A 16,695-nucleotide genomic window follows, 5' to 3' on the forward strand; every position below is an offset into this window, starting at 1 on the left:
ATTCACCGGCCTCCGGCACTGTGCCGCCCGTGATCCTTCCATTCCAGACACGCAAGAGCATCCTCTTCACCGTCGTCGCCGCCCTCTCGCTCACTGCTGCGACCGCGGGCGCCGCCGCGTCCCGCGGGCATCTGTGGGACGGGGAGCGTGAGCACGACTTCACCGTCGGGGCCGACTCGTTCCGCACGTCGGGTACAGCGGTGAGCGGGTCACTGCTGTCGAACGACCGGGGCGCGACGGCGGTCGTCCGGCACGGTGAGCCGGCTCACGGCAGTCTCGCCCTGGATGCGAACGGTGCGTTCACCTACACCCCCCAGCCCGGTTTCAAGGGAACCGACACCTTCACATACTCCGCCACCGACGCGGTCCAGCTCTTCGCCTCGGATCTCCCGCCCGTCGCCTCCCTTCCCGGGTACGACCCGGCCCGCGACAACGGTCCGGTCACTGTACGAATCTCCGGCGGTGCTTACGGCTCGGCCCTCACCCCCACCCCCGACCGGTCGGGGAATTTCTACGGCCTTACCGACCGTGGCCCGAACGCCGACCACCCTGACGGTCACAAGACCGAGCCGATGAGTTACTCCTTCGTCCCGTCCATCGGCCGGTTCCGGCTCAAGGACGGCAAGCAGCAGCTGATCGACAGGATCACGTTGAAGGGGCCCAGGAGCCTGGGCGGGGTGAACTACAGCGGCCGCCCGCCGCACGACACGGCCGAGCAGATCTACAACCTGGACCAGTCGGTCGAGCAGTTCGTCCGGAAGGACCCGTACGGCTACGACCCCGAGGGCTTGGTCGCGCTGCCCGACGGCACCTTCTGGGTGTCCGACGAGTACGGCCCCTACCTGACTCACTTCGACCGCGACGGCTACGAGATGGGCCGGCTGACACCGCACCGCACGAGCCCGGACAACGCCTTCCACACGGTGCTCGGCCACCTCCCGGAGGAACTGGGCAACCGCACCGTCAACAAGGGCATGGAGGGACTGACCGTCACTCCCGACGGCCGGACTCTCGTCGGAGTGATGCAGGCGGCGCTCCAGCAGCCGGACCTCGCGGCCGGTGCGGCCGCCAAGGTCGCCGTCGACCGGATCGTGACGGTCGACCTGCGGACGTACGAGACCAAGCAGTACGCCTACCTTCTCACCGACCCTGCGACAACGAAGAGCGCGGTCAGCGAGATCACCGCCCTGTCGGCCACCCGGTTCATCGTCGACGAACGGGACGGGAATCCCGGCCCGTTCGCCTTCAAGCAGCTCTTCGATGTCGACGTCAACGGCGCCACCGACCTCAGCGGGCTCTCCGTGGACGGCAAGTCGGTCGAGGCCTTCGTCGGTCCGGCCGGGACCAACGCCGCGCTCCAGGCGCTCACTGGCAAGGGCATCCAGGTAGCCAACAAGCAGGTGTATCTGGACCTCGGTGCGTTGGTCAGCCAGCTGAACCCGACCGGGGGGTTCTTCGGGGCGGACAAGGTGGAGGGGGTCGCGACCCCGGACGGTGGCAGGACGCTCTACATCTCCAACGACAGCGACTTCGGCATCAACAGCGTCAACGTCTCCCACGAGGATGCGGCTCACCGCGGCTGGACGGTCAACCAGAAGACCGTGAACGGTGCCGCTGACGACGGCAGCGTCCTCAAGGTCGACACCGCCCGACTGCCGGCCGTCGTCAAGACCGCCACCGTCACGGTCCGGGTCCGCTGACACCGGGCCATCGCCCGCCGCCACCCTCCGTCGGGCGGGCGGCGCCTGCGGGCGGTGGCCCCGTCAGACCAGGGGGACCACCCCAGTGGCGAACTGACCAGCTCTGGTCATCTCCCGCAGGTGGTCCTCGACGGCGACGTGGGCGGGTAGCCGAAGGTACGAGACGTGGAGGTACGCGTGCCGTTCGCGCAGAAGGGTGGCCTGCCACTCATCGAAAGCCGGGTATTCGACGTGCTCTCCCCCGGGCATGGACAGGTGTGCCCATCCGTCCCCGGCGAGGGCAAGAGACGTTGAGCCTCGAAGCCGCCTGGTGAGCGCACCAGGCGTCGGGTCCATCCCCAGCACCGCCGCCACCGACGGCATGAGGGCGGAGGGCCGTGGGCCGCAGCCGGCAAGCAGAGCGCACGCGAGCACACCGGCACCGGGGACCCTGGCCGTCCATCCGGCCATGACGAGCTGTCCGAAGCTGCCGGCCAGACAGCTGACCGTCATCGCAGTCATGAGCCGGCCTCCTGTCCTTCTTTCCCGTCACGACCCTACGGAGCCGGGCGGAGGGGATCGGAGTCCTCTCGGGCGGCTGATAGGACAGGGATCCGTCCCCCCGAAGCCATCCGCCGGGCCAGGCTGCCGGAGCGGCCCGGAGCCACACTGGGGCCGAAGCATCCGGCGGCCGATGAGGCCGCCTGGCCAGCCCGGCGGAGGAGGACGAAGCATGAAGAAGGCCGAGATCGGAGAGATCATCGCCGGGCTGGGAGGAATCGGGAACATCAAGGAAGCCGAGGGCTGCGTCACCAGAATCCGGGCCCGGGTCGCGGACCCCGGTCTGGTGTCCGCGACCGCCTTGAAGAAGGCAGGAGCGTTCGGGGTCGTACAGGCGGGAAACTCGGTCCAGGTCGTGGTCGGCGGGACGGCGGAGACCCTCGCCGAGGACATACAGGACCTGCTCCCCGAGTAGCCCAGCCGCCCGGCATCCGGCGGCAGTGCGCCCTCGGGGCGAGGCTACCTGGCAGCCCTGTTCACGGATGGCAGGACGCGCGTGTCCAGCGTCAGGCCGAACGGCGCCGGCAACCGGATCGGCGTGCCGAACGGATGCGGTCCGTCCACCGCCTCGTACCCGGGCTTGCCCGGTTCCGAAAACACCGTGCACGAGCGCCGCTGACGGTCCACCAACAGGTAGAGCGGCACCTTGTACCGTCCGTACCAACGGAGTTTCACCACCCGGTCGGTCTCGGCGCTCGATGACGACGTCACCTCGACCACAAGCAGCGTCCGGTCCGTTACCGGGGTGCGCTCCTCCTCTGCCTGGCCGGCCGAGGACACCGTCAGATCGGGCATGAACCAGTTGTCCGATCCCGGCAGATCCAGGTACCCCGTCCCGGGAGCCAGGCCCAGCCCGGCCAAGCAGGGCATGATCTGACGCCGCATCAACTTCACTGCCTTCTGGTGTGCCCGGGAGGGCAACGTGAGGGTGATGATCCCTTCGACCAGTTCTGCCCGGCTGGTGGCGTAGTCCCGGACCGCGCGCTTCAAGGCTTGCTCGGGACCGCCGTCGGTGTAGCCGACCGGGTCCTGCGCAACCACCGGATCCATGGCCTACCTCCTCGCTGCCCGATTCTGCATCCTCCATCCCTGTGCCCCGCCGGAAGCGTGACCACGCGCCGGGCCCGAGGTGACCTACCACCCGCCCGGACGCACCGGAGCGGCCGGGCGGCCGGAGTCATATGCCACCCGGACTGTCCGGCGAGCGGCCTCTGACCAGCGGCACCACTGGCTTTCGGGCCGTGGTCACCGCGGTGACCGTGCGCAGCTCCGGCAGCCGCTCATAGCGGCCGCTTCCTGAGCCCGCCGGATCGCCCAAGCATGCTCAGAGGCGATGTACGCCTCCACCTGCCCGACCGCATCCATCGTGGCGTAGACCCGCCCGGCCTTCGCCCCCGTCAACGCGGCGGCGACCTGCCCGTGGCAGTACCGCCCGTGACGCAGCAGCTGCGTGGGCACCTCGAAGGTGAGCAGCGGCCCGCCCTCCTAACGGCGCAGGCCGGAGCCGAGCAACAGCTGCACAAAGCTCGTGTTGCGCAACTCCGTCCTCGGCTCCCACCCAGCCGCCGGTGACGCTCCAAAGGTGTGGCCGCGAAGGCCGATGTCCGACCACAGACCCTAAGACCGACCGGCACATGGTGGGCGGATGAAGGAGTGAGCTTGCTCCGCTTTGACGGACACCGTTGGTGTGGTGGTCAGGCCGCGAGTGCGGTCTCGTATTCGGCAGGGCTGCGGTAGCCGAGGCTGCTGTGCAGCCTGCGTATGTTGTACCAGGCTTCGATCCACTCGAAGATCGCGGTGCGGGCCGCTGCCCGACTCGGCCAGGGCCGGTCGCCGAGCAACTCCCGCTTCAGCGTGGCGAAGAACGACTCGGCGAGCGCGTTGTCCCAGCATTGACCGGTGCGGCCCACCGACAACCTGACATCGAACTCGCCTGCCAGTAGGGCGAATTCGCCCTGGCATCCACGATCTGAATGGAACACCACCGGGCCGGCTGGGCGGCGGGTTCGGCAGGCGGCGCGAAGCGCGTCGGCGACCAGTTCGGTCCGCAGGTTGTCGGCGGTGGCCCAGCCGACGACGCGGCGTGAGGCGATGTCGATGACGGTGGCCAGGTAGAGCCAGCCCTCCTGCGTCGGTATGTACGTGATGTCGCCGCACCAGCGAGTGTCGACGGCGCCCGGGTCGGGCTGGAAGTCCCGCAGGACCAGGTCCGGACGGATGCCGGCATGCGGATCGGGAATCGTGGTGCGCCGGCCTCGCCTGCGGTGGCGACCCTGGAGACCGGATCGGCGCATCAACCTGGCGACCCTGCGGCGGCCGCACCGCTCACCGTCGCGCCGGAGCACGGCATGGACGCGCGGGGCCCCGTAGCTGCCGCGCGACTTCTCGTGGACCTCGGTGATCTTCTCGGTCAGCTCCGCGTCGCGGACCGCGCGGGGACCGGGGGTTGCGGTGCGGCGGGCGTAGAAGGCGGCACGGGAGACCTTGAGCAGCTCACACGCCCGTTTGACGTTGTGGCCGCTCAGCTTCTCCGCCTCGATGAACGGGTGCACCGTCACCGGGTCTCCTTCGCGAAGAAAGCTGTGGCACGGCGGAGGATGTCGACGTCCTCGCGCAGGCGGCGGTTCTCCCGCCGTAGTGCGGCCAGTTCCTCGCGTTCGCCGCTGGTCAGACCGTCGCGTTCGCCAGTGTCGACCTTGGCCTGGGTGACCCACAGGCGCACGGCGGTCTCGGTCAGGTCGAAGTCCTTGGCCACCTGGCCGACCGAGCGGTCGCCGCGGCGGCACAGCTCGACGATCTCGGTCTTGAACTCCGGTGTGAACGAGCGGCGAGGTCGCGGCTTCTTCTTCCCCATGCTCTCCATGATGGACATCATCCTTCCGGGGCCAGAGCCCCTGATCAGGAGTGTCCGTCAAAGCGGATCAAGCCCAGGAGCGGCGGTGGGGTGCGTGCCTCGGCGGTGCCGAGGAGGGAGTCCATGCGGAGCATCGGCGACCGACGAGAAGCCGGCGAAGGGGCCCCTCCTGCCCGATGCCGGGCAAGGAGGACGCGTGCCTCGGCGCCGCGAGGCCGCCCACATTTGCCGGGCGGCCCCACGTCCAGGGCGTTCTACGAACCCAAGAGGGCCGAGGGGAAGTCCACAAGCAAGCGGTCCTCGCCCTCGCCAGGCGCCGCCTCGACGTCCTCTGGGCCCACATAACCGCGAGCCCTGGCGCGCAACAGTCTGAACAGACCCACCACTCGGGCCGACCGCACCCTGACCTCAGACGACCGCACGCCCAACAACGTGACAGCACCACCGCGCGCTCGCCGGCGGCCGAACCCCGCCCGCGATCCTTCAGGGCAACAGATCGTTCCCCCGCACAGGGCCAGCCGTCCTGAAACCCCGCCCCCGCGAACGCGACACTGATATCCGATCGCCCCGTCGTCCGCTCCGCCCTCCGACGTCAGGGCCGCCGTCCCAGTGCTATCCAGCGGAGGATCGATGAACGCCCCCGGCACGAACACGAACGACGCTCTCCAGCTGCGGACGCAGTTCCTCTCCCCCGCCATGATCCTCAACCTCCGCCGGCTGCTCGTCCAGCCCCTGGAGGAAGAGCAGGACTGTCGCACGCGCCGAGCCACTCTCCTCGAGAAGCTCGCCGAGAAGCACCCTGCTGTCCCAGAGCTCAAGGCCTCGAACGCCGACTGGCTGGCCACCGACAACGACGCCTCCCGCGTGCTCTCCGGCCTGCACCACGCATGGCTCACGTCAGGCTGGTGGCAGCCCGCCGAGCTCCAAGAACTCCTCGACAGACTTGACCAGCCCGACGCCGATTCCGACACGACGGCATGGCTGACCGGGATGCTGGACCGCCCCTTGCCCTCGCCCATCGCCACGAACACGGGCGCACGAGACCGCACGCCCTGGGTTCAGGACGTCGTCCAAATGCAGGACGGCTGGCACACCGCCACCCGACAAAGCAGCCGCCTGTACTGCGAGGGCCCCCCCGACCCCTACTCCCCGGACCGATGGATCGATGAAGACGCCTACTTCAAAGCCTCCGGCCGGATCGACGCCGTCTACACCGCGATCGCTGCCGCCGCCTACAAGGCCCTCGCCGACCTCCGCGCCGCAGGCGACCGCACCCCCCCAGGCCAGCTCAAGGACGACCTCAAAGCCGCGTTGAAAGCAGTCCTGATGAAATCAGGGCTGAAGTCATGACCTCCGCCGTCCGGCCGGCCACGAAGCAAACGACGCCCCGCCCGACGAGGGCAGTCACTGCGCCACACCGCGCCTGCGCGCTGCTCCCGTTCCGCCGCGCCCCTCGGCGGAGCACCTCTCCCGCACAGAAACGGCAGGCACATGTCGACACCACCCAAACCGAAGAGCGCCTACACCGAACTCGTCGACCGGATCACCGACCACCTCGCCCGGGCCGGATGGGCGCAGCCTGCGCTCGAGACCGTTCTCGCGCACGCCGCTGACACCGTGGACGGCGTGTCCGCAGCCATGCTCCTCAAGCTCAGCCCCGCCCTGCCCAAGGTCCCTGAGATCAGCGACGCGCTCGGTCGCGCCGTGGACGAGGAGACGAAAGAGGGGACACGCCTTCACAGGAAGGACGTCCTCAGCGGCGCCGTCTCTCAGTCCCTCACAGTGGCCTCCGAAGCACACATGCGCGAGCTTGTCGAGAACTTCACGGCCATGGACCAGAAGATCGCCTACTCCGCTCAGCTCATCGCAGCCGTCAATTCCGCCCAGGAATGGGACTTCCTCAAAGACAGAGGCTCCTCCATTGTGTCCGTCCTCGGCTCCTGCAGAGACCGCCTCGAAAAGGCGAGCAGGCAGCTGGAAGTGATCCGGAGCCAGGGCCACGAGTTGCTGCTCGCGCTCTCCGAGTCGCATCGACTCGCAAAGCCCGAGCAGGTCGACCTCCTGAGGCGGTCCGACGACCAGCGGATCAAGTACATCAACGGCGCCGAGAAGGCCTCGAAAGTCCTGGCCGACACCGTCAACCGCGGCACTGACGAAGTGCCGCAAGAGGCGCTGTCCGCCGCAGCCGCCGGCGGAGCCCTCGACACGGCAAGCGTCACGAAAGTTGAGAAGCTCACCGCAGTCCTGTCCAAAGGCGTGGACATGGGCTTCTCCATCGGCCAGTCCACGCCCGGCTGGGGATGGGTGTTCAGCCTCGCCGCGCTGATTAAATCCGGCTCCTCCCTCGCCTGGGACGCCGAGGAAGCCGCCCGGAAGGCCGCTGAGGCGATGACGAAACTCGAGGCGCTCCGGGTCCTCGACAACGACCCAACCGCGGTGGCTAAAGGACTGGCCGCGCTCGCCATCGCCCGGTTCAACGTGTTGATGGACGCCGTCGCCGTCCCGATGGCGGCCCTGACCGTCGGCGCGTGGAACCCCATCGACACCGTCGTCCGCGCCGCTTACCAGCGGGCGTGCGTAAACGAAGTCGCCGCCATGGAAGACCATGACAAGCCGCTCACATCGTCGGTGAGAGCAGCCATCGAAAAACTGAAAGAGATAACGTCAGAGACCCTGGAGCTCGCCGCCACACAGAAAGGAGGAAGCGTGGCCGGGACCGCGGCCGCGACAGGAGGGAAGATCGACACCAGCCCCTCCGGCCTAGCCGACATGATCTCCCCCATCTCCCCGGTCCTCGTCGACCTCATCAGCCACCTCATCGAGAAGTACGTCGGCATACCCCCCGCGCAACGCGTCACTCGCACCGACGTCGAAGCGATCATCGCGTCCTTCCGCGTCCTGCCCCCCGGGGTCGTGGTCCTCCCCGTCGGCGAAGAGAAGAAGACTCCCCCTTCCCGTCCCCGTCCATCAAAGCCAGGCCTCTCGCTCGCCCCCAAGAACTCCGACTCCGACTCCGACTCCAGCGACGACGACGCGTCCCCCCGGCCGCCCCGCCGCCGAGCGGCCTCCCTCACCCCGCGCTCCGAGGAGAAGACACCCGCTCCACCGATCGCCGCACGACAAGTCCCAGCCGGCCGCCGAGGATCCGCCCCCAGCCGCGACGACCGACAGTAGGACGACCGCTCACAGGGATGCCCCGCCCCAGGCACCCGCAACGACCTGCTGGAGCGGCGACCCGAGGGACGTCGGACGTGCAGAAGCGAGAGTTGTGGGACCGCTGGAAGGCCGGTGAGTCGATCAGTGCGATCTGCCGTGCCCTGGGCAGGCCACCAGGGTCGATCTTCACGATCGTCAAGTCCAACGGCGGATACGTTCCGCCCCTGCGGCGCCGTCGGCCCGGCTTGCTGAGCTTCACCGAGCGGGAGTCGATCTCCCGCGGCCTGGCTCGAGGCGACTCGCTCCGTGAGATCTCCCGTGCCCTGGGGCGTGCGGCGTCGACCGTCAGCCGGGAGATCGCCCGGAACAAGGGCACTACCGGGCGGTGGACGCCGAGGACCGGGCCTGGGACCGCGCCCTGCGCCCCAAGGACTGCCTGCTGGCCACCAATGAGCCTCTTCGCGTCCTGGTTGCCGAGAAGCTGGCCGAGGACTGGTCACCGAAGCAGATAGCCGGGTATCTGTCCAAGACCCAGCCGGCTGGCGCGGGGATGCGGATCAGCCACGAGAGCATCTACAAGTCTCTGTTCATGCAGACGCGCAAGGTCCTCGCGAAGGAACTCCGGCAGCATCTGCGCTCGGGACGTCCGACCCGACGCAACATCAGATACACCAGTCACTGGACACACCCCGTCGGCGGTGACGACCACGCCGCGCAGGTCGATGCGGGCCAGCAGCCGGCCGAGCGTGGAGGCGTTGGCATGGCGCGGGCGAGGCCGAGTCCGATGCGGACCTCCTGGTCGGCGTCGGCTGCGTACCGGGCGATCTGCGCGAGGGAACGGGCTCCGCCGAGCACCGCCGTCAGGCACCAGGCCAGCAGGACACCGGTGTGGTAGCGACGCCCGCGCACCCGGCGGGGGTCGGGCACGGCGGCCAGCACCTCGGACAGCGAGGCCCGCTCGTGCGGTTCGATGGACGGGCAGGGATCGTCGCCGTTTTGTAGTGGCGCGCGAGGACGTTGATCAGGGAGGATGACACGCGGACGCGACCCCAGGACGATCTTCGGATTCAGAAGCCTCGATCATCTGGTGTCGCATCTCTTGCTTCCAGCCCGGCAAACCACCCATCAGGCCCCAGAATATCCCGCCAGCTGAGAACGCATCAGCCCTGGACGTGCGCCCGGTTCGGCGATCCCTTACTCACGTTGAGATCCCTTGCGGGGGTGAGTGCGTGGTGGTGAACCGGGTGGTGTTCGGTGGGGCCGGGCCGGGGATGCCTCGAACGTCCATGCTGGCCGCTGGGCGGGCATAGACGAACGGGCCTCTTGGTAGGAGTGCGGTTGTCGAGACCAACCCTCCGGCCCAGGAGGCCCGTTGCCGTACCAGTTCACCACCCCTGTGCCGGTCGATGCCACTTCGGACACTCTGGCGTGTGACTGCTTCGTTCACCAGTACGGGGCGATCGCGGCGGGGCGGCGTGCGCCGCACTACCCGTCCGACATGACGGATGCGGAATGGGCCCAGGTCAAGGCCTCGATGCCGGTGCTGGCCTGGTTGGAGGGCCGGGGCGGACGCCCCGAGGCCCATTGCCACCGTGAGATGGTCGACGCAGTGCGCTACCTCGTCGACAACGGAGCGAAGTGGCGGGCGATGCCCGTCGACCTGCCCGCCCCGCGCAAGGTCTACGACTTCTTCCGCCGCTGGTCGCGCCACGGATACGTGCGCGAGCTCTACCAGCGGCTACGTCGCCTGCAGCGCGAGCGGGACGGACGGGTGGCCGAGCCGAGCGCGGGAATCATGGACGCGCAGTCGGTGGACGGCTCGGAGACCTGCCCCACTGCCACGCGCGGGGTGGACGGCAACAAGCGGCGCGACGGACGCAAGCGCCACATCCTGACCGACACGGGCGGCCTGCTGCTGGAGGTCACCGTCACCGCCGCGAACGTGCACGACTCGGTGGCCGCCCCGGAACTGATCGACGCGTTCATGGCCGAGCCCGGACGCCTGCTGAAACTGGTCTGGGCGGACACCGCCTACCAGGGCCCGGCGCTGGCGGACGCGTTCGCGGCGCACGGGGTGCGGGTCGAGGTGCTCAAGCGCCCGGACGGGACCAGGGGATTCGTGGTGCTCGCGCGCAGGTGGGCGGTCGAGCGCACGCTGGGGTGGCTTTCGCGGGCCCGCCGTCTGAACCGCGATCACGAGCGCCGGCCCGACCACCACAGGCAGATGGTGTGGTGGGCCGGCCTGATCACCTTGACGCGGAGGCTGGCGAAAGAGCGTCTGCACTGGCCGGAGTTCCGGCCCGAGCGCCTGGACCCGCGGCGGGCCTGAACAGGCCCCGCTCGCGCAGGAGCCAGCCGCGCGCCTGGAGCGCATAGGCACGATGGCGCACCTTCTCCACCTCGTTCAACCGCGCCGCGTTTCGGCCCAGCGCCCGAGTCAGCTCCTGCACCGTCACCGGGCCCGGCGCGGCCAGGGCCGTCTCGAAGACCTGTCGGTAGGCCCCGCACAACACATCGGCTCCCAGCCCCGCCTGCCAGGTCGGCGGCCGGGCGTCATAGCCCTCCCGCAGCACCGGCCCCGACGGCACCGCCCCGGCCATATGCGCGGGTTCCTCCACCACGGTCGGCACTGGTGACGCACCGTCACCCTCCCGGGCCGGGACCGCCCCTTCGGCGAACACGCGCGCCACCTCCTCGCGGGCGATCCGCGCATGCTCCAGCCGCTGACGGGCTGCCTCCGCCTGCACCTCGGCCTCCCGCAACATCTCCAGCCAGGACTCCAGATCCTCCCGGGCCCGCGCCTCCCGGACTTCCAGCAATGCGATCACCGACGGCACTCCGCACCTCCACAACCAGACGAACCCTCCGCTGGTTGCCCGCAGCCGACCGCCCCGACACCGAGACCACTCGAAAGCTGCTGGTCATCGAGCTACAGACCGGTTCACCACCACGCTCTGAGCGTCCGGCTGACACCACACAGGTTCCGCCGGGGCGGTGTACGCCATGTCGGCCAGCACCGGGTACTGAGCCAAAGACAGATCTTCACAGCCCTTTACTGGTGGGCCCGCGTATTCAACTGTCGCGGGTTCCCCGAGGAGCCCAGCCCGCTGGTGACCCGCTGTGATCGCCAGCGGCGTACCGGCTCGGGGCGGAGGGCAGCACAGCGGGCGGCACCCGGAGCACCGACAATCGTCCGGCGAAGGGGGCCAACGAAACGATCACCCTCGAATCAGCCCAGTGGATTCGGGCTCGGGGGAGAACGCTGTTACCGGCCGCCGTTGACCACGGAGTACTGGATTACGCCTGCCGAGAGCTGGTGGTCCGCCAGCACCTTGTCGTAGCTGCCGTCCTGGATGATCGCATTCATCGCCTTCACCAGGACGTCGCGCAGGGCGCTGTCGGTTTTTCGGACGGCGATCCCGTAAGGGCGCGACTGGATCTGGGGGCCGGCCACTTCGAAGGCGCGGCCGCCGTCGACGGTCTGGGCGTTGTACTGAGCCTTGGGATAGTCGGTGACGTAGACGTCGGCGGAACCGCTGCTGAGGTGCTCGAGGCTCTCCGCATCGGTGCTGGCTTCCAGCAGCTTCAGCGGCTTGCCGAGGTATCCACACGCCTTCTGCTGACGAGCGGTCAGCTCATAGTGGATGGTGCCCTTCTTGACCGAGACGGTGCGGCCACAGAGGTCGTCGATGACGGCTATCTTGCCGGGATTGCCCTTGCGGACCACCATGCCGGTACCTGCCATGAAGTAGTCGACGAAGTCGACACCGTTGTTGACCAGCGCCCCGTCCTGGTCCAAGCCCTGCTGGCGGTCGCCGGTGTCGGTGATGCCGGACATCCCGATGTCGTACTTCTTTTCCAGCAACCCGGGCAGTACGGCGGAGAACGATCCGACGTTCTGGAACTCCAGTCGGACTCCGAGCTGGTTCCCCAGTGCGGCGGCCAGGTCCGCATCCAGCCCGGCGGCCTTCCCGTCAGTTCCCTGGAAGATCACCGGGGCGGCGGTGTAGGACGCGCCCACCCGGATCACCCCGGCGGCGCGGATTGCATCCGGGACACGCTGCTTGAGGGAGGCACCCCTGGTGTCCCCGCCGGAGTCCGAACTGCAGGCACTGAGCAACAGGGCGGCCACGACGGCGGCCGCAGCGGCCTGGCAGCTGCGGCTGGTGAAAAGCTTCATCTCGAACGCTCCCGTTGGTCGAGGCAACACGACGGCAAAGAGCCGTCCGACGCAATCCCTACAGATTTCGCTCCGGTGAGTTCGCGATCCGCACGCCGAAAAAAGCGCCGGGGCACGGCCGACGGCGGCGCCGTGGAGATGGGATGCCGGTCAGACTATAACCACCACGCGAGTCTCTGTGGGGTAGCGCGAGAGAGTGCTCACCGGGGAGCTCTCCTGACGTTCTGTCACAAATCCCGGCCGACACGCCCGCCGACGCTCCCCGAGGACAGCCACGGAACACGGTTACCGTATGGGCACACGAGTCGGCACAGCTTTCAAGACCGCACCCAGAAACCGGAAGAAAGCAGGGCTGATGACCGGAAATTCCTCCACCTCAGACCAGAACCGGGACGACCCCGCCACCGTCGATCCGCTCCGGAGTTGGGCCTCGGCCGAGCGGCGGCGCGCCGAAGAACTGGCTGCGGCGCTCGACGGGATCGCCCAGCACGGGCTCCCCTCCCCTGAGGAGTGCACTCCATGGGAGACCCTGCGGGCCGGCCTCCTCGCCGGGCTCGAGGCCGAGGGCGCTGATCAGCGTGTCGCCTGAGCCTTCGCCCGGTGGTGTCGTGTCGCTGAGCGACTTCGCCAAGACCCAGCTGCGGAAGCTCACCAAGCAGCAGATCCACGCACTGGACCGTGCCTTCCGCGTAATCGCCGCCCACCCAGAGAGGGGTCAGCCCACACCGGACGGACGGCTGCGCAACTACCGCGACGACATCGGGTCAGTCCGCGTCATCTACAGCGTCACCACGTCGGGCGCCACCGTGGTCGTGGTCTACGTGGAGGCGTGACAGCGGCCGACCGGGCCGGGACATCTCGCGAGCCCTGTCCACGGTGACATCGTGCCCGTCGCTGGCTGGCCCGGTACCCCAACGGGGCCACGTCACCTACGACGCTGTCGTCCGCCGGGCCTCGGTGGAACAGGACGATGCCGTTCCAGTCCACGGCCGTCGGTTCCGAACCGGCGCTCTGACGGTCACCGGTGCGGAAGCCTGCCAGCGGCCGAGGCCGGGTTCCGTGCCGTCTCCTGGTCCGTGTACCGGGCGACCACCAGGGCCAGGTAGTCCGCACGTCGGCGCAGGACACCGAGCTGGGCGGACGAACTGACGAGGGCCAACCGCTCCACCTCCGCCACGACGCCGCGCTCCCGCTCGGCCGTCACCAGAGTGGCGTGGTCGCCGAACACCGTGGCCACCGGCCGGGCCGGGGCCCGGAAATGCATGCCGACGTCACCGTGCTTGTCCCGGGTCACGCCCCAGAGGGTCAGGTCGTCGGCCGGTGTGGCGATGCCGAGCTCCTCGGCCAGCTCGACCGCAGCGTGCCGCCGCAGCGCGGGGACATCGAGTGCGGCGCCCGCCGCCGGCGGCTCGGCCGACCCCCCGGGCAACTGCCAGCACCCCGGCATCACGGTCGATACCGACTGCCGTACCAGCACCAGGGCTCCCGCCATGGTCGGCTGGAGCACGGTGACGTACAGATAGGAGGGCGCCCAGCCGCTCGCTCCCCGTATCTGCCGCAGCGTCCTGGAACTGAACGACACCCGGGCCCAGGAAAGGGCGAGGGCGCCCGATGTTGTCCGGTCGACACCGGTGCAGGCGACCACCGGGCCGTCGAACAAGGACGGATTCGCCGCGACCATGCCCTCCCACCGGCGGCTCACCTCCCTCCGCTCTGCACGTGAAACCCACGGGGCGCGGGTTTCCACCAGGCGGATCTCGTCAGCGTCAAGGAAGTGCGCCCCGGGTCCAGGCAGCGGAGCTACTCCGGTTGTAGGCATCGGCTCAGGAAGCGGTCACGAGCCCGAGGACCTGCGGGGAAGGGCCCCGGTTCGGCCCCGTGCCCGCGCCTGGCAGAGCAGCGCTCGCTCCCACCGCTGCGGTCTTCTCCCGCATGACGCGCTCCTCTCGTTCTGACCCGTGGTGGCTCATCTTCCCGGGGCGGGGATGAGCGCCGTCGCCCGATCGATCGTGGTGCCGGGCAGTCAGATTGGACCGGAAGCCTGCCCGCCGCATACGAACCCCCACCGAGTGGCCACAAATCCCTCACCGGTCGCGGTTGACAATTGAAATCATGCAATTGGATATTGGACATCACCCAATTGCCTTTGCCCAGGTTTGGCCCTTGCCGGCACCCCACCTGGCATGCGGGTGTTTCGAGGCTGCTGTTAATGACCAGGCAGTCCTCGGGCTACGCAGAACCCTCACAGCAACATGAAGAGAGCCATGCGCCACCGCACCCCCCGAAGCCGTACCCTGGCCACCGCCCTCGCCTCCGGGCTGGGCCTCGCCTCCCTGCTGTGCGCCACGGGCACCGCACAGGCGAACTCGTACACCACCCCGCCCCCGCCTACGGCTCTTGGTGCCCCCTCCCCCTTGAGCAGCAGCGACTGCGCCTGGCCGATCCTCACAGATGCCGCGACCCTGAACGTGGCTTTTCCGGACAGCAACTCCTCCTACTGGGTCATGCCGTACAACTTCACCCCAGGCATGAAGATCACCGTCAAGGGCGACTACTCTCCTGTCCGGTTCTTCTCACTGACTGCCTACCAGAGCGACTTCTCCCCGGTGACGGGCGGGAGCAGCATGCTGCAGGATGCCGCGCTGGCCGCCGACAACGGCGCCGGCAACCCGTTCACAAACGTGAACATCAAGGGCGGCACCTACACCGCGACCCTGACCGCAGGCGGAGCCCAGGGCCCCAATGCGATCAAGGCTCTCAGCTCGGGTGAGACCGGCAACGGCTACCTCATCTACCGCGTCTACGTCCCCACTCCCGGCGTGGGGACAGCGAAGATGCCGACGATCACCATCACCACCCCGTCCGGCTCCAAGGACCTGAAGGCCTGCAAGGACCCGGCGAAGAACAAACTCATGAACGCCGCACTGACGGCGGTCGTGCGGGCGAAGTCCCCCGACCCGCAGCCGAGTGCCTGGGCCGAGCCCAAGTTCGCCCGTCAGAAGGACGCCGCCACCGGTGGCCTGTTCCCGAATCCGGCGAACAAGTACATCTCCGCCCCGTTCAACTATGAAGCGGGCAAGGTCGTTGTCGTCCGCGGCAAGGCCCCCACCTTCCCTGACACCACCCACGGGGCTTCTCCCGCGACCCCCAGTAACCTGCGCTACTGGTCCCTGTGCACCAACATCTACAGCAAGTCGATCCTGAACGAGCCGTACCCGGTGGTCCAATGCGCCGCCGATTACCAGACCGTGCTCGACGGCAAGGGGCGCTACACCTACGTGGTGTCCACCCCCAAGGACAAGCCCGCGAACGCCACCACCACCAACGGTGTGACCTGGCTCGACTCGGGGCTGGGGCTCACTACTAGGCGTGGCGTGCTGTTGATGCGAAACATGCTCGCCTCTCCCAGCTTCACCCACGCGGTGCAGAACGTGCCCGACGGGACCCCCAGTGTCGCGGTGACCCGCAACGTGATGGGCGACTACTACCCGGAGGCCGTCAGCTGCGACAAGCAGACCTTCGCCACCGGTGGCGCGGACGCGTGCTTCGCCAAGACGTCCTGACCTCCTGAATCCGAGGGGCCGGCGGTGGTTTCGGCGCTGTCGTCGGCCCCTCCTCGACACTCCGACGGGACAGGTCTCCCGGAAGGCCGGAGACTGGGATGCACGCCCGCAGGGCGCCCGGGGTGGTAGCTCAGCCGGTTAGAGCAGGGGACTCATAATCCTCCGGTCGCGGGTTCGAGTCCCGCTCACCCCACATATACGTCGCGGGCCTACGGAATGTCGACGACCCAGAGCAGGACGCCGGGCCTGGAGGGCACCGGGGCGTAGAACGAAAGACCGTTCCGGTAGGTGCAGCCGGCGGACTCGAGCGCGTATCCGCCCGCCACCGCGGCGTCCCGGAGCGCCGCGCTTCCCAGTCGGATTCCGTCCAGCGGCCCGCCGATGAAATGGAATCGACCACGGCCGTCTTCGGCCTCTCCTTCTTCGCCGAAAACCCTGCGGTTCATCCCCTCGCACCATCCCGGAAGATCGGTCCAGAACGATTCCGGAAGATCTCCATCGGCAATGTTCCCTCCCATGTCAACTCCTCTCGCGGCAGCCAGGCGGTAGTGCCGAATCGATCGTATCGCCCGTTCTCCGACCCCGGCAGCGCCGCAAGCTCCAATTGGCGTGATGCTGCTCCTTCTCCGCGCATTCGGCCTTCCAGTGCAGTCGAAAGGGCTACCCGAAAGGGCAGCCGTGCGTATCAACCGTGCAGCATCC

At 68.5% G+C, this 16,695-nt stretch carries 18 protein-coding genes and 1 tRNA gene; 10 read left to right on the plus strand and 9 right to left on the minus strand.

The features are described from left to right. Positions 1–29: 29 nt before the first annotated feature. Positions 30–1,700, plus strand: coding sequence for an esterase-like activity of phytase family protein (locus OHV05_RS36715; RefSeq protein WP_331730509.1), 1,671 nt, complete (start codon positions 30–32; stop codon positions 1,698–1,700). Positions 1,701–1,763: 63 nt separating this feature from the next. On the opposite strand, the gene OHV05_RS36720 is transcribed toward OHV05_RS36715, so the two are convergent. Then, positions 1,764–2,201, minus strand: coding sequence for a hypothetical protein (locus tag OHV05_RS36720; RefSeq protein WP_331730510.1), 438 nt, complete (start codon positions 2,199–2,201; stop codon positions 1,764–1,766). Positions 2,202–2,412: 211 nt separating this feature from the next. On the opposite strand from OHV05_RS36720, the gene OHV05_RS36725 reads away from it, so the two are divergent. Beyond that, entirely contained in the window at positions 2,413–2,655 is a 243-nt protein-coding gene (locus tag OHV05_RS36725) for a PTS transporter subunit EIIB (protein WP_331730513.1), read from the plus strand. Between the two features lie 44 nt (positions 2,656–2,699). On the opposite strand, the gene OHV05_RS36730 is transcribed toward OHV05_RS36725, so the two are convergent. From OHV05_RS36730 to OHV05_RS36740, 3 genes are all read right to left on the minus strand, one after another. Further along, positions 2,700–3,290, minus strand: coding sequence for a Uma2 family endonuclease (locus OHV05_RS36730; RefSeq protein ID WP_331730516.1), 591 nt, complete (start codon positions 3,288–3,290; stop codon positions 2,700–2,702). A 644-nt stretch (positions 3,291–3,934) separates the two neighbouring features. Beyond that, positions 3,935–4,798 carry an IS3 family transposase gene (locus OHV05_RS36735; protein ID WP_331730518.1) on the minus strand — a complete coding sequence of 288 codons (864 nt, stop codon included), beginning with the start codon at positions 4,796–4,798 and terminating at the stop codon, positions 3,935–3,937. After that, a complete protein-coding gene (locus tag OHV05_RS36740) occupies positions 4,795–5,103 on the minus strand; it encodes a transposase (protein WP_405021668.1) in 309 nt (102 codons plus the stop codon). Before OHV05_RS36740 ends, OHV05_RS36735 begins: the two co-directional genes overlap by 4 nt. 621 nt (positions 5,104–5,724) lie before the next feature. On the opposite strand from OHV05_RS36740, the gene OHV05_RS36745 reads away from it, so the two are divergent. From OHV05_RS36745 to OHV05_RS36755, 3 genes are all read left to right on the plus strand, one after another. Continuing rightward, the gene (locus tag OHV05_RS36745) at positions 5,725–6,444 is read left to right on the plus strand and encodes a hypothetical protein (protein WP_331730522.1); all 720 of its coding nucleotides are present in this window, start codon (positions 5,725–5,727) and stop codon (positions 6,442–6,444) included. Positions 6,445–6,585: 141 nt separating this feature from the next. Continuing rightward, positions 6,586–8,268, plus strand: a complete 1,683-nt coding sequence (locus OHV05_RS36750; RefSeq protein ID WP_331730524.1) for a hypothetical protein — start codon at positions 6,586–6,588, stop codon at positions 8,266–8,268. Positions 8,269–8,285: 17 nt separating this feature from the next. Further along, positions 8,286–8,762: a helix-turn-helix domain-containing protein gene (locus OHV05_RS36755; RefSeq protein ID WP_405021669.1), complete on the plus strand. Its 477-nt coding sequence runs from the start codon at positions 8,286–8,288 to the stop codon at positions 8,760–8,762. A gap of 163 nt (positions 8,763–8,925) precedes the next feature. Here OHV05_RS36755 and OHV05_RS36760 read toward each other — a convergent pair whose 3' ends face one another. After that, complete coding sequence (locus OHV05_RS36760) at positions 8,926–9,189, minus strand: transposase family protein (protein ID WP_405021670.1); 264 nt, start codon at positions 9,187–9,189, stop codon at positions 8,926–8,928. Between the two features lie 433 nt (positions 9,190–9,622). On the opposite strand from OHV05_RS36760, the gene OHV05_RS36765 reads away from it, so the two are divergent. Continuing rightward, positions 9,623–10,579: an IS5 family transposase gene (locus tag OHV05_RS36765; protein WP_331730529.1), complete on the plus strand. Its 957-nt coding sequence runs from the start codon at positions 9,623–9,625 to the stop codon at positions 10,577–10,579. Here OHV05_RS36765 and OHV05_RS36770 read toward each other — a convergent pair. Beyond that, positions 10,497–11,078: a hypothetical protein gene (locus OHV05_RS36770; protein WP_331730531.1), complete on the minus strand. Its 582-nt coding sequence runs from the start codon at positions 11,076–11,078 to the stop codon at positions 10,497–10,499. The genes OHV05_RS36765 and OHV05_RS36770 overlap by 83 nt on opposite strands. Before the next feature lie 437 nt (positions 11,079–11,515). Further along, positions 11,516–12,430 (minus strand): transporter substrate-binding domain-containing protein, encoded by a 915-nt coding sequence (locus OHV05_RS36775; RefSeq protein ID WP_331730533.1) that lies wholly within the window; start codon positions 12,428–12,430, stop codon positions 11,516–11,518. Positions 12,431–12,785: 355 nt separating this feature from the next. Here OHV05_RS36775 and OHV05_RS36780 point away from each other — a divergent pair, with 355 nt between their 5' ends. Together OHV05_RS36780 and OHV05_RS36785 are read left to right on the plus strand one after the other, a co-directional pair. Then, positions 12,786–13,019, plus strand: coding sequence for a hypothetical protein (locus OHV05_RS36780; RefSeq protein ID WP_405021671.1), 234 nt, complete (start codon positions 12,786–12,788; stop codon positions 13,017–13,019). Positions 13,020–13,038: 19 nt separating this feature from the next. Next, positions 13,039–13,263, plus strand: a complete 225-nt coding sequence (locus tag OHV05_RS36785; RefSeq protein ID WP_331730537.1) for a type II toxin-antitoxin system RelE/ParE family toxin — start codon at positions 13,039–13,041, stop codon at positions 13,261–13,263. Between the two features lie 185 nt (positions 13,264–13,448). Here the strand turns inward: OHV05_RS36785 and OHV05_RS36790 are convergent, their stop codons facing one another. Further along, complete coding sequence (locus OHV05_RS36790; RefSeq protein ID WP_331730540.1) at positions 13,449–14,132, minus strand: NUDIX domain-containing protein; 684 nt, start codon at positions 14,130–14,132, stop codon at positions 13,449–13,451. Positions 14,133–14,694: 562 nt separating this feature from the next. Between OHV05_RS36790 and OHV05_RS36795 the strand changes: the two genes are divergently transcribed. Together OHV05_RS36795 and OHV05_RS36800 are read left to right on the plus strand one after the other, a co-directional pair. Next, a complete protein-coding gene (locus OHV05_RS36795; RefSeq protein WP_405021672.1) occupies positions 14,695–15,993 on the plus strand; it encodes a hypothetical protein in 1,299 nt (432 codons plus the stop codon). A gap of 119 nt (positions 15,994–16,112) precedes the next feature. After that, positions 16,113–16,186: transfer RNA gene (locus OHV05_RS36800), tRNA-Ile, on the plus strand. 16 nt (positions 16,187–16,202) lie between these two features. Here OHV05_RS36800 and OHV05_RS36805 read toward each other — a convergent pair. Beyond that, entirely contained in the window at positions 16,203–16,511 is a 309-nt protein-coding gene (locus OHV05_RS36805) for a hypothetical protein (protein ID WP_331730543.1), read from the minus strand. Positions 16,512–16,695: the final 184 nt, after the last annotated feature.

The sequence above is a fragment of the Kitasatospora sp. NBC_00070 genome, assembly GCF_045041205.1.
Lineage (GTDB): Bacteria > Actinomycetota > Actinomycetes > Streptomycetales > Streptomycetaceae > Kitasatospora.